The organism is Chryseobacterium viscerum (genome assembly GCF_002899945.2).
GTDB lineage: Bacteria > Bacteroidota > Bacteroidia > Flavobacteriales > Weeksellaceae > Chryseobacterium > Chryseobacterium viscerum.
The window spans coordinates 375,454-388,528 of record NZ_PPEG02000004.1 but is presented as its reverse complement, the minus strand read 5'-3'; the positions used below and the strand labels follow the sequence as shown (position 1 = coordinate 388,528).

Genomic DNA, 13,075 nt, shown 5'->3' with positions numbered 1-13,075 from the left:
AGCCTTAACTTGTGATTAAGGCTTTTTTTATTGTGCTAGAATTCAGCGCTTTTCGGTGTTCTAGGGAAAGGAATTACGTCTCTGATATTTGTCATTCCTGTTACGAAAAGAACTAATCTTTCCAATCCTAAACCAAATCCTGCATGCGGTACAGAACCGAATTTTCGGGTATCAAGATACCACCAAAGTTCGTGCTCATCTACGTGCATATCTGCCATTTTCTGTTTTAAAACATCCAATCTCGCTTCTCTTTCTGATCCACCAATGATCTCACCGATACCAGGGAAAAGAACATCCATAGCAGCAACGGTTTTGTTATCATCGTTCAGTTTCATATAGAAAGCTTTGATTTCTTTCGGATAGTCAAATAATACTACCGGGCTTTCAAAATGTTTTTCTACAAGGTATCTCTCATGCTCAGACTGAAGGTCTGTTCCCCATTTTTCAACCGGGTAAGCAAATTTTCCTTTTTTATTTTCTTTAGAGTTCAATAAGATTTCGATAGCTTCTGTATAGCTTACACGCTTGAAACGCTTTGCTATTACATTCTGAAGTTTCTCGATAAGACCTTCTTTCGCTCTTTCTTTTTCTGGTTTTGTTTTCTGCTCTTCTTCAAAACGCTTGTCTAAGAAGTCAAGATCATCCTTACAGTTATCCAATACATACTGGATCACATATTTCAAGAAATCTTCCGCAAGGTCGATATTGTCTTCAAGGTTGTTGAAAGCCACTTCCGGTTCAATCATCCAGAACTCAGCAAGGTGTCTTGTTGTATTAGAATTTTCAGCACGGAAAGTAGGTCCGAAAGTATAAATTCTTCCCAATCCCATTGCTGCAGTTTCTCCTTCCAGCTGTCCTGAAACGGTAAGGTTTGTTTTTTTACCGAAGAAATCCTGTGCAAAATCGATATCTCCTTCTTCAGTTCTCGGCATGTTGTTCAGGTCAAAGTTCGTTACCCCAAACATCTCTCCTGCTCCTTCTGCATCTGCTCCTGTAATAACCGGTGTGTTGATGTAGAAGAACTGGTTTTGGTTGAAGAATGAGTGAACTGCAAAGCTTACTGCATGACGCACTCTGAACACCGCTCCGAAAAGGTTTGTTCTGAATCTTAAGTGTGCCTGCTCACGAAGTTTCTCAAGGCTGTGCTTCTTAGGCTGAAGAATCGTGCTTTGAAGCTCTTCCGTAAAGTTATCTCCTAAAATAATGATTTTTTTAGCGATAATTTCCACAGACTGTCCTGCTCCCTGGCTTTCCACCACTTCACCTACAACTTTCAATGAAGAAGCAGTACTAATATTCTTGATGATTGTTTCATCAAAATTTTCGAAATCAACAACTATCTGCAAATTATTAATCGTAGAACCATCATTAAGCGCAATAAAGCGATTGGCACGGAATGATCTTACCCATCCGTAAACTGTAATGTCATGATGTAATACTTTCTTGTAATCCTTTAGGACTTCTTTGATCGTTTGCTTTTTCATTTGTTGATGATAAATTTTTTATATAAAAATTAATGTCTGCAAAGTTACAAAAAAACAGCGCAACTTGATGGTTGCGCCGTCTTTAAAAATCATTTAACAAGCATTTAAACTTTCAGTTCAGGAAATTTACCTTTTTCTTCTGCAGACTCTTCTTCATTTTTAGGTTACATTTCCACACAATATGATCCTGAACTTCAATAAAAACCCGTATAGACACGGAGTTAACACACTTACACTATCACTTTTAGAAAGAATAAAATTTTATTTTTACTCTAAGTTTTCATGGAATTAGTTTTACTGTATTGAAATGGTTATTAGTTTTTAAGTGATAATTTGATGGTAAACTACCGGTCATTCATCCATTTTTAGACTATACTATACTTTTAAACATTGTGAAGGATTCAACGGGTTTTGTTTTACTTGTTTCATGATTTTCCACAATCACTATACTTTACATTTTTAATTTATGAACATTGCTTCGCTACTTACATCTTTGTTTTTTTTAACTGATTTTCATTTCTCAATAATCAGTTTCGTTAATAATTTCTGCTATACAATTCCTGATTTACTTTTTTACGGATCAGCAATCCGGAATTGATATCTTGTACTGTGCACATACAAAATAAAGGTGTTGTGTTTTTACCTGAAGCAAAGATGCAGCAAGAGAAATAATGATACAAGTGAATGGTTTATAGATTCATAAATTTATATACCTAAAATCATGAATCTATAAATAGTAAATAATTGAAAACAAATACATTAACCCTAAATCTTAGTCATGTTTTCAATTTCTTTCAGATAGATAGAAAGGGGTGTCCCGGTTCGTTTTTTGAAGGCTAAAGTGAATGCCTGTTCGTTATTATATCCTAATTCTTCAGCAATAAAAGGAATTTTATAAGACCTGAATTTTCTGTCATTGGCCAATCTGCTGATGGCATAGTCAATACGGAGATCATTGAGATACGTTGCAAAGTTTTTCCCTTTATAGGTATTGATAATTTCCGACAGATATTTTGAGTTTGTTTTTATTTTTTTGGCAAGACTTCCCAACGTAATTCCTTTATTCAAGAACTGATCTTTGTTTTCAAATATTTCAAGTTCTTTTAAAATGGTTTGGGCAATATCTTCAGAAATTGTTCTGGATATTCTGTCTTCTGCATTTCCTGTATTTTCTATGGAAAGAGATTCAGTCAGAATTTCTTTTTTGATTTCAGATTCATTCCTTTTGCCGAATCTATTTTCATTAACAGACTGAATCAGGTCCTGAGCAATTTTTTTATAGTTCTTTTCAGATTTTTTATACTTAAAATAAACGTTGATAAATAATAAGTGTGATATCAACAACATACTAAGAACAATATAAAAAAGGTTCTTTCTCTTTTGAAGTTCATTGGTAATGGACTCTTTTTCCTGTACCAGTTTCGGCGCATCATACCTTTTGGGAAGTTCTCTGGAAATATACATAAACTGGGAATCCAGTACATGATCTACTTTTAAAAACCTTTCTACAAAGTACAATTGCTGTTCTTTATCATTATTTGCTTTGTAGTGGTCAATCAGATAGGTGTAAACGTCCCTAAGCTCAGGATAAATATAATCTGTTTTAAGAACCATAGAGTCAATTTTTGTAAAACATTCTATTGCCTTATCCGTTTCCTGAAGCCCTGCATAGGATTTTCCTAAATTTAAGAGCGTATAGTTTTCGTTTCTCTTACTTGGATTTTCTGTAGTGAAGAAGAATTTTTTACATTCCAATAAATTATCAATAGCCAGCTGGTATTTTTTTGAATGCAAATGATAATACCCTAACAAACCCAGCCCCTGATGATAAGCATATTCATTTTTACTTTTTTTAGAAGCCTGCAAACCTTCCTGAATCAATATATAGGCGGAGTCCATTTTATTGATTTCTATATAAGCATCCGCCAATTGGAGTCTGATATGATTATGCTCCTCCTCCTGCATATAACTGCCATTATACAGATAATACCTAAGTATTTTTGCTGTTTCAGCGTGTTTCCCGATGTAATTATTCAGGGAAGCAATACTGATATCTGCCATGGCAATCTGCCTTTTATTTTCCTTTTCTTTTGCGTATTTCAGGCCTAAGATATAATTATTCAATGCTGCCTGAAGATTGTCGACTTTGAGATAAAGGTTTCCTCTTAATAAATAGGTTCTGGCCGGGTAATAATTTTCTTTGGAGTTTTTGGTGATCACCTTTAAACTATCCAGGTATTTTAATGCGTTGGGTAAGGTTTCGTCAAAATGAGCCATGACATAGCCTTCAGTAATGAAAGTATTATTTTTTTCCGATTTGGCCTTTTTCAGATAACATTTTGCAATTTTTCGCCTTCTGTTGATATCTGTAGTTTTCACATCATAGAATTCATTTTCCAATTCCTGATAAGTCCATTCTTCCGAAATATTTTTTTCAATTCTGTTTGTTTGGGCATAAAATACGTTACATACAATCAATAACAGTATCAGATATTTTACTTTCATCACTCCTCCTAGGTATCCTACAAAAATATTATTTTTATTCAGTACATTCATTAAACCTTTTTGTTTTTTCATGTATTGATCAATCTATACATTAAGATTAATGCTGATCAATTTACAAAAAAGAGCACAGTAAGATGATTTTACTTACTTCAAAAATCACTTCCACTCTACTTTACCCTCCAGATAATATACTCTTCCATTGTTCTCATAAAGAAGATCATATCCCTGAGAGGTCAGATAAAAGTGGCAGACTTTCATCTCACCATTTCTATCTTTAAAATTAAGAACAGCAGGACATATTCTGGCATGGTCCATTTTCTTTACGATCAGGTCAAAATTCTTCTGAATATTCTTTTTATGGTACAGGGACAGCATCCGGTCATTAATAAAACGGATATATTTCAGAGATGAAAGAGGATAATTAATCAATGTAAAAGGTTTTCCCGCCAGCTTAGCAGCATTTTCATTAAAAAAATTCGTAATTGAAATACTGTCCTGGGTGATGTTCTTCACCACACTTGATTCATATCTTTGTCCATCCGAAAATTCCATGCTGTATATCGCTTCCATTTTAATGGCGAAGCCTTTTTCTGATTTTTTTAAATCTTTAAGGTCTGTAAATTCTTTTCCTTTTTTGATGACAATCAAAACATTTCCTTCCCCATCATCACAGTCATAATATTTTTTATAATCAAAAGGTTCTCCTGTTTGGGTATTCACGGTGTCATTGGTTGTATTTTGTGAAAAAATACGTACTGAAAACAGTAATAAAAATAATACCCGTTTATCATTTTTCATAGGTTAATTATTTAATGGTTTAAAGTCACTTACTTAATTTTTTGAGGTATTGATAATGTGAAATCACTGCATCCACAATGCTTTTCTCATGATAGGGAAAACGGTTTCTGACTGCTGTTTTTTGGATCGCCGGAGTAATAATAGTATAAACTGTATGAGGCAATCCTGGAAAAAGATGATGGGCTGCATGGGAATTGAACCCTCCGAAAATCCAGTTGCCCAACTTGCTGGTTGGATGATAATCAAGCGATACCGCTAGCTGATGTTCATAATAATCATAGGGCAGATACCCTTCATCATCAGCTTTGGGAAAATCTGTTTCAAGGCTTAGGTGAGAAATAATCAGAGTCAGTACAAAAAATAACGAAATGGTCACATGCATAATGATAAAAGATAGGAGAATCGTCAGCATCGGAATATGGGTAAAAAGGATGGGCAAAACCAGCATATACGTGAAGTAAGCTAATTTCAACAGAACTACTTCTGCAACAGACATGAATGAATGATTCTGATTTCTAAGGTTGGCCAGTTCTTTTTTTCTCACATAAATAAAATCTTTGATGACAATCCAATGTAAAGTATAGAAACAATACAGTACAGTTGCATATAAATGCTGGTAGGCATGTATTTTTCTTTTTGGATGATGAGCAGATAGCCGTAAAAAAATATTATCATCAATGTCAGCATCACAGCCATCTACATTCGGGAATACATGATGGGAGGCAATGTGTCTTTTTCTCCAAAGTCTTGCATTCACTCCCTGCAGATTAAATACGATATAATAAATGATCTGGTTGAGTCTTTTATATTTTGAAAATGTATTGTGTACACAGTCATGAGCACAATTAAAAGCCAGTAATATCCCAGTAAGCCCCAGTACAATATAATTCAAAACGACTGCCCATTTCTTATTTTCCATATAAGGATTGAAAAGATTGGCATACAAGAGCAGAAAGGTCAGAGAATAAAACAAAAATTTAATCATCATCAATCTCCTGGCCTTTTTCGTTACTTCATCCGTCAGCAATACATTCACCTCTTCACGCAATTCTGAATAGAAAGGAGAGGTTGCTTTTTTAAATCTGATTTTTGGTTTCATAATTATTGTATTAATCATTTAGAAGACAAGGTTAATTCCCATACCCCATCGGAATCCTTTAATTGGGAACGGTTTATACGTATTATATTCGAAGTTGTATCCGAATTCTGCACAAAAGAAATGGTAAAAACTGATTCCTGCTTTGGGTGAAACCGCATAGGGCGAAACTCCGGCACCGGCATATAAAGATGATACCTCTGCGCCATCCTGAAACGAAACAACTTTTCTGAAATAATCAAACTCCGGAATGACCAGCAGCCTTCTTTCATCCCACCAGTTAAAGTGCCCCCTTAAACTGTAGTAATTCTTATCACCATCTGTCAATTTTGTTCCTATGGATAGAAATGCTTTGTTATCCAATGAAGTTCCTTCAATTCTGGTACTGAGAAGAATGACCAGCCATTTTTTCTCTTTGATTTCTTCAAATTGAGCTTTCAGAAAGCCACAAAGAAATAGTACGGTGATTACAACAAACCTTTTCATAACTTCTTATTTTCTTTCTGTTTCTTAAAATTCCAGTTAATCAAAGGCAGCTTTCTCTTTCCGTTCTCATTCCATCCGCCAATCTGTATTCCTATGAAATCATCACATTTATTGTACAAACCGATCTGTATTCCTCTGCACTTCCGTCCAATATTTGCTAATGGCGCCACAGAAACACCTTTCATCTCATGATGCAGGTTAAAAAATGGAGACACAGACATTCCGTTGATTACCGCATAGGTATTGACATTACTGGAAACATTGATCTCAAGGCCATTGGTAACTGTGGGTTCCATATTGATCAGCGACAATTGAAGTCCGTTGATGGTATTCATCTTTTCACGGGGAATCACTACATAATCATTACTGCCTGGTAATTGTAAGTTGAAAAGCATCAACGGCGGAAGGAAAATACCCAGAAAATTGAATCCCATTCCCAATCCGTTTACTTTTTTAGGCTTAAAATGATCTTCCTCATCATAATATTTAAATAAAACTCCGTTGACATTTCTGACATTCTTTGAGGGTGAAGCTGCGATCAATCTCGGTTTCAAAGAATCAACTTTTAAACTGTCTGATGCATAGGCCAGACTATTGAATAAAAGAACTGCTGCTAATAAAATTCGTGTTTTCATAACTTGTTATTTTAAAATTACAGTTCAAAATTATCAGCAGAAACCAAATTTCCGAATGTGAAAAAAAATTAAAAAAAATGTCCTATTTGCGAAAATCACAAAATGCATGGATGAGGTAATTAAATTTTTCACTTATGTCAGTAGGGGCGGGAAGCGGGAAGAAGGAGGTTGGAAGTTACTTTCAGTGATAAATATCAATAGTCGGTATAATGTCAAATTGTTGTTAAATCGTGATTCATTCTTTCGACCTCCGATACTTCCCTTCTCCCAGCTTCAAGCTTCCGGCCTTCTAAACAGAAATTCAACAGCTCTTTCCACAAAAAACGCTACATTTGTGAAAATCACAAAACTATGCACCAGGAAGCTTTATTGAAGGAAATCCGAAGAAAAATCGGAGACCGGTCTTTGAATGATGAGATCGCCAACATTCTTAATATCAGCTATGATGCAGCCCATAGGAGAACTTCTATGAAAGCCAAATTTAGTTTTGAAGAAGCACTGGAGCTCGCTAAATACTATCAAATATCGTTAGATCAATTCCTGGGAACAGAAAATCAATTGGTTGTCAAAAGAACACAACCCGTAAGAACCACTGAAGATCTTTTAAATTACTTTGAAAACTCTCTGAAGATTCTGAACGTTTTCCAGAATATTACCCATTCTAAAGTATTTTATTCCGCAAAAGATATCCCGTTTTTTTATACCATTACAGATTCTATTCTGTCCCGTTTCAAGTTTTATGTATGGATGAATTTACTTAATCAGGATAAATTTTTAAGCCCATTTCATGAATTCAATATGGAATATCATTCTGTAAAAAATGAAATGCTGAAAGATCTTTACGACAAACAAAATGTAACAGAAATCTGGAATGACACTACTATTATGAGTGCTTTAAGACAGATTTCTTTTTATTATGAAATGGGATTATTAAAGAAAAGTGATGTTGATCTGATCCTTGACGACCTAAGAAAATTAATTGAAGAATTGGAAAGTAAAACACTGGAAAAAACTAATTTTCAGATATATGTCAATGATTTAGTAATTTTAAACAACAGTATTTTATTCAAAAATGAGCAGCAATGTTCCTTTTTTGTTCCTTTCAGCATGTTCGGATATATGATGACCAATGATAAACTCACCTGTGAAGATTCTCTGAGTTATTTTGAACATCAGATCAAGAACTCAAAATCTTTGAATGAATCCGGAAACCGGGAAAGAAAAATGTTTTTTAATAAGATGTATGAACAGATTGACCGCCTAAAACAGAATTTATTATGAATACTCTTCGTAACGGCGAATATTTTGGAGATACCAATCAATTGATCAATTTGGAAGGATTGACGATCACAGACACGGAGTATACGCATCCTTATGTAGACTGGCATTATCATGAAAATGCCTACTTTACTTTTCTTCTTCAAGGCAATATGACAGAGGGAAACAGAAAAGAAACGTATGAATGCTCTGCGGGAACATTATTGTATCATCATTGGGAAGATCCTCATTACAATATCAAACCGGATATTTTTACGCGAGGCTTTCATATCGAAATTTCACAAAGCTGGTTTGACCGGTTCGATATCCAGAAAAATAAAGTGGAGGGCAGTTTTAATATAAAAAATCCAGCCTTTAAATTATTGGTACATCAGATCTTCAAAGAGACTAAAACCAATGATCCTTCTTTTGAGCTGACCGTCAATCAGCTGTTATTACATCTTTTCAGTCAATTAACCTTTCAAAAGGAAAATACCGAAAGAAAACCTTTATGGGTAGGTCAGATTAATGAGATCTTACATGAAAGCTTTACAGAAACATTGAACCTTACGGAGCTTTCTAAAACATTGAACATCCACCCTATTCATTTAAGCAGAGATTTCCATAAATATTTTCATTGTAATTTGGGAGAATACCTGAGAAAATTAAAGGTTAATAAATCAATGGAACTTCTCATTTCACCAGCTTCTTTAACTGATATTGCCCTGGAATGCGGTTTTTCAGACCAGAGTCATTTTACAAGGTGTTTTAAAGAAAACATAGGAATAACCCCACTGAAATATAGAAATCTTCTGAAAATCTATTAAAATTTATTTACAATCAGAGAGGTTGTTTCAAAAATGTCATTCTGAATGAAATGCGATGTCATTCAGAATCTCAAACAATTGATCATCAATAAGATTCTTCCTTCACCAGAAATCGAAGATTTGACAGAATCCATGACAGAATCCCAATAATTTGACTTTTGAAAACATTATTCACGATTTGGATACATCATTCCCCGATTCGGCTACATTTTACCCTCCGTAACTTTCCATCTTTGTACCATCATTTAAACAAAAAAATATTTAAAAATGGAAACAAAAAAAGTATGGTTCGTGACAGGAGCTTCAAAAGGCTTAGGATTCGAGTTGGTAAAAAAATTGCTGTCCGAAGGATTTCAGGTTGCCGCCACTAGCCGTACCGTTGAATCCCTGATTTCTACTATCGGAGATACTTCCGAAAACTTCCTACCACTTAGCGTCAACATCACTGATAATAACGATATAAAGTCTGCTATTACAAAAACAGTTGAGCATTTCGGAAGAATAGATGTGGTTGTGAACAATGCCGGTTATGGACAGATCGGAACACTTGAGGAACTTACTGATGAGGAGGCAAGAGAAAATTATGCCGTGAATGTTTTCGGAACGTTAAACGTGATCAGAAATGCGATGCCTTATCTTCGGGAACAAAGATCAGGAAACATCTTCAATATTTCTTCTGTTGGTGGATATTCAGCCAATTTTCCAGGTTGGGGAATTTACTGCTCAACAAAATTTGCCGTTGCCGGATTTACAGAAGCATTGGCGGAGGAAGTAAAAGATTTCGGAATACATGCTACAGTTGTTTATCCTGGATATTTCCGCACAGACTTTTTGAATAAAGATTCTGTAAAAACTCCTGCTAATCCTATTCAGGCTTACGAAGCGGCAAGAAATTCTGAACAGGCCCACCTTAATGAAATCAATGGAAACCAGCCTAATGATCCTGAAAAAGCAGCTGATGTTTTGATCCAGATCAGTAAAGAGAAAAATCCCCCTGTACATTTATTATTAGGGGTAGGAACCATGGAGTTTCTCAATAATAAGATTGATATTTTAAAGAAAGATGCTGAAAAATGGGAAAAGCTAACGGTTTCTACTGCAATCTAATCTGGTAATAATATTCTTCGGCTCTGTTCAGGTTGACTCTAAACAATATGTTTGAATTATTTGAACATAAAATTTTAGAGATGTCCGTCTGATCAGAGCCGAAGACTTTTTGAATCAATATGTTATACTTTTTACAAAAACAACTAACTTCGCTATTATGAAACAGCCTATTCGTTTTAATTCTATTTCAGATTTTCATGCTTTCTGTAATCTACCGAATCCTGAGCATCCACTGATCAGCCTGATAGACTATAGTAAGGTACATTATGTAGTGGATGATGATGAATTGAAATGGATTCAGAATTTTTATTCGATCGGCTTGAAAAAAAATGTCAATCCGAGATTCAATTATGGACAGCAGCAATATGATTTTGATTCAGGAGTACTGTGTTTTATTTCGCCGCAACAGTATTTAAGCCTGGAAATAAGAAAGGATATCGAAGTGAAACCTACAGGATTTTTGTTGCTGATTCACCCTGATTTTTTATGGAACACGGCATTAACCAAGAAAATAAAATCGTATGATTTTTTTAGCTATCAGGTAAAAGAGGCTCTTTTTCTTTCTGATAAAGAAGAGAAAATCTTAGTTGATGTTTTTAAAAATATTGAACGGGAATATCAGTCAAACACTGATAAATTCACGCAGGAACTCATTATCTCGCAGATAGAATTATTACTGATTTATTCTGAGCGTTTTTATGAACGTCAGTTTTTCACCAGAAAAAAATCAAGTCATGAATTACTTCACAAGTTTGAAGACCTTCTTTCTCAATATTTCGAAAATGGAAACCTTATAGAAAACGGAATTCCATCAGTGAAGTGTATTGCAGACCAAATGAATATTTCCCCTAATTATCTTGGAACATTGCTCCGACTTCATACTCAGCAAAATACACAACAGCATATCCAAAATAAATTAATTGATTCTGCTAAAGAACGTTTGAGTACTACAAGTTTATCCGTGAGTGAAATTGCCTATGAATTGGGATTTGAACATCCACAGTCTTTTAGTAAGCTTTTTAAACAAAAAACAAATCAATCACCAGGAGAATTCAGAAGGCTATTTAATTAGAAAACATCCTTATTCGGTAAGAGATCGATAATATAATAGAAATGTTAATTTCATTCTATTTTACTGTCAGGAAGTTCATTATTTTTGTTGAAATACTTCTTTAAATGAAAGCGATCCTATTATCGATCTTTATTTTTACCTCTTCTCTTTATCAGGGACAAATTAAAAATATAGTTAATCCTGAGAAAATTGAATCTCCTGTTCAAAAAACACATTCCGGAAAAGTGGTTTTCCTTACCCAAAATATTGCTCTGGAGAATTTAAAGGATTCGGATCTTATTTCTTCTTCAATATTTCAGGAAAACGGAGATCTTAACATTCATGCTTTTTTTGAAAATTCACTTATCAACTACCTTCATCAGCTTGAACCCAATTGGACTGTTGATGAACTTCTTAAAAACGGAAATTATCAATTTTCATTCTACGTTGATGGAAAACTGATCTATAAAGAAGATCTCAATACAGGCGCGGGTACTCCGGAAAATAAAAAAATCAAAACAACATTACGAATTCCTCTTATCAGCAGTAAGAACGAAGATTCGTGGGGAAGATATCTATGGATGCGCTTTTATATGGCTCATGATGGCATTGATGCCCTGGCAGCAGGAAATCACGTTTTAAAAATTGAAATACGTCCTTATCTGAAAGCTTCTACCATAAAAACGGGACCTATTATCTCGGAAGGGCAAATCAACCTTACCGTTCCTTCTCAAAATATTTCAGAGAATCAGACTGCTGTTCAACCGATCCAGCCTAACAGCGGATGGAAGACTTCCCAGGAAAAAATCAATACTAAAACGATCAGAACCCTGAATAAGAAAATTGCAGAAAACAGGTTCAAAGATATCACCGGAATTGTTGTTGTAAAAGAGGGAAAATTGCTTCTGGAAGAATATTTTAACGGCTCCCGAAGAGACTCTCTGCAGGATACGCGGTCAGTAGGAAAATCCTTTTCTTCAGCTTTGACCGGGATTGCTATAAAAGAGGGATATTTAAAAAGTGAAAATCAACCGCTGAAGGAATTCTATGATTTAAAACAATTTAAGAATTATTCTTCCCAAAAAGATGATGTTACCATAAAAAGCTTATTGACGATGAGCTCCGGATTTGATGGAAATGACCAAGATTCTGAATCTCCCGGAAATGAAGAAAATATGTATCCTACTGACAATTGGATAAAGTTTGTGTTAGATCTCCCAATGACTGAGAATACAATAGGAAAAAACTGGAGTTATTTCACAGCAGGTGTTGTCGTAACCGGAGATATTCTGGACAAAACGGTTCCCCAGGGATTGGAAAAATATGCAGATAAAAAATTGTTCGGTCCTCTTGGAATCACCAATTACAAATGGCAGTTTACTCCTCAGCAAAAACCTTCTCTGGCCGGAGGATTGCGCATGAAAGCCCTCGATTTTGCAAAATTCGGACAACTGTATAAAAATAACGGAGTCTGGAATGGAAAAACAATTTTGAGTACAGACTGGGTGAAGAAGTCATTGACCAATTATTTTGCAGACAATACTGATTTTGAAGGCTATGGATATTTATTCTGGAGGAAGGTATATACGGTTGGCAATAAAAGCTATGAGGCTTTTCAGTGCAGTGGAAATGGAGGAAACAAAATCATTATGTTCACCAAAATTCCTGTTGTCATAGTCATTACGGCACAGGCGTATAACAAACCTTATGCCCACCAGCAAACCGACAAAATAGTACAGGAATATCTTTTACCCGCCATCATGATGGGTAATGAATAATCAATAATAAAATTTTAGATAGAGATGGAAAGGTGGGTGAAATTATTGCTT

11 protein-coding genes are annotated in these 13,075 nt (G+C 34.8%); 5 read left to right on the top strand and 6 right to left on the bottom strand.

Going from position 1 to position 13,075, the window contains the following annotated elements:
• Nucleotides 1-35: 35 nt before the first annotated feature.
• The 6 genes from asnS to C1634_RS11090 all read right to left on the bottom strand — a co-directional run bounded on the left by asnS (nt 36) and on the right by C1634_RS11090 (nt 7,004).
• Nucleotides 36-1,484, bottom strand: coding sequence for an asparagine--tRNA ligase (asnS, locus tag C1634_RS11115; RefSeq protein WP_103231646.1), 1,449 nt, complete (start codon nt 1,482-1,484; stop codon nt 36-38).
• Between the two features lie 765 nt (nt 1,485-2,249).
• Entirely contained in the window at nt 2,250-4,061 is a 1,812-nt protein-coding gene (locus tag C1634_RS11110) for a helix-turn-helix domain-containing protein (RefSeq protein WP_103231645.1), read from the bottom strand.
• 84 nt (nt 4,062-4,145) lie between these two features.
• Entirely contained in the window at nt 4,146-4,787 is a 642-nt protein-coding gene (locus C1634_RS11105; RefSeq protein WP_109738410.1) for a hypothetical protein, read from the bottom strand.
• 25 nt (nt 4,788-4,812) lie between these two features.
• Nucleotides 4,813-5,886, bottom strand: coding sequence for a fatty acid desaturase family protein (locus tag C1634_RS11100; protein WP_165835310.1), 1,074 nt, complete (start codon nt 5,884-5,886; stop codon nt 4,813-4,815).
• Between the two features lie 18 nt (nt 5,887-5,904).
• A complete protein-coding gene (locus C1634_RS11095; protein ID WP_103231642.1) occupies nt 5,905-6,369 on the bottom strand; it encodes a hypothetical protein in 465 nt (154 codons plus the stop codon).
• Nucleotides 6,366-7,004 carry an LA_2272 family surface repeat-containing protein gene (locus C1634_RS11090; protein WP_103231641.1) on the bottom strand — a complete coding sequence of 213 codons (639 nt, stop codon included), beginning with the start codon at nt 7,002-7,004 and terminating at the stop codon, nt 6,366-6,368. Before C1634_RS11090 ends, C1634_RS11095 begins: the two co-directional genes overlap by 4 nt.
• 351 nt (nt 7,005-7,355) lie before the next feature.
• Here C1634_RS11090 and C1634_RS11080 point away from each other — a divergent pair, with 351 nt between their 5' ends.
• The 5 genes from C1634_RS11080 (at nt 7,356) to C1634_RS11060 (ending at nt 13,024) form a co-directional block, all read left to right on the top strand.
• A complete protein-coding gene (locus C1634_RS11080) occupies nt 7,356-8,285 on the top strand; it encodes a helix-turn-helix domain-containing protein (RefSeq protein WP_103231639.1) in 930 nt (309 codons plus the stop codon).
• Entirely contained in the window at nt 8,282-9,088 is an 807-nt protein-coding gene (locus tag C1634_RS11075) for a helix-turn-helix domain-containing protein (RefSeq protein WP_109738408.1), read from the top strand. Before C1634_RS11080 ends, C1634_RS11075 begins: the two co-directional genes overlap by 4 nt.
• 267 nt (nt 9,089-9,355) lie before the next feature.
• Nucleotides 9,356-10,195, top strand: a complete 840-nt coding sequence (locus C1634_RS11070; RefSeq protein ID WP_109738407.1) for an SDR family NAD(P)-dependent oxidoreductase — start codon at nt 9,356-9,358, stop codon at nt 10,193-10,195.
• A gap of 157 nt (nt 10,196-10,352) precedes the next feature.
• The gene (locus tag C1634_RS11065) at nt 10,353-11,267 is read left to right on the top strand and encodes a helix-turn-helix domain-containing protein (protein ID WP_109738406.1); all 915 of its coding nucleotides are present in this window, start codon (nt 10,353-10,355) and stop codon (nt 11,265-11,267) included.
• A 104-nt stretch (nt 11,268-11,371) separates the two neighbouring features.
• Nucleotides 11,372-13,024 carry a serine hydrolase domain-containing protein gene (locus C1634_RS11060; protein WP_103232974.1) on the top strand — a complete coding sequence of 551 codons (1,653 nt, stop codon included), beginning with the start codon at nt 11,372-11,374 and terminating at the stop codon, nt 13,022-13,024.
• Nucleotides 13,025-13,075 lie beyond the last annotated feature (51 nt).

Coding starts and splice junctions, on each gene's coding strand:
- asnS (WP_103231646.1), bottom strand. CDS start 1,484: ATGAAAAAGCAAACGATCAAAGAAGTCCTAAAGGATTACAAGAAAGTA.
- C1634_RS11110 (WP_103231645.1), bottom strand. CDS start 4,061: ATGAAAAAACAAAAAGGTTTAATGAATGTACTGAATAAAAATAATATT.
- C1634_RS11105 (WP_109738410.1), bottom strand. CDS start 4,787: ATGAAAAATGATAAACGGGTATTATTTTTATTACTGTTTTCAGTACGT.
- C1634_RS11100 (WP_165835310.1), bottom strand. CDS start 5,886: ATGAAACCAAAAATCAGATTTAAAAAAGCAACCTCTCCTTTCTATTCA.
- C1634_RS11095 (WP_103231642.1), bottom strand. CDS start 6,369: ATGAAAAGGTTTGTTGTAATCACCGTACTATTTCTTTGTGGCTTTCTG.
- C1634_RS11090 (WP_103231641.1), bottom strand. CDS start 7,004: ATGAAAACACGAATTTTATTAGCAGCAGTTCTTTTATTCAATAGTCTG.
- C1634_RS11080 (WP_103231639.1), top strand. CDS start 7,356: ATGCACCAGGAAGCTTTATTGAAGGAAATCCGAAGAAAAATCGGAGAC.
- C1634_RS11075 (WP_109738408.1), top strand. CDS start 8,282: ATGAATACTCTTCGTAACGGCGAATATTTTGGAGATACCAATCAATTG.
- C1634_RS11070 (WP_109738407.1), top strand. CDS start 9,356: ATGGAAACAAAAAAAGTATGGTTCGTGACAGGAGCTTCAAAAGGCTTA.
- C1634_RS11065 (WP_109738406.1), top strand. CDS start 10,353: ATGAAACAGCCTATTCGTTTTAATTCTATTTCAGATTTTCATGCTTTC.
- C1634_RS11060 (WP_103232974.1), top strand. CDS start 11,372: ATGAAAGCGATCCTATTATCGATCTTTATTTTTACCTCTTCTCTTTAT.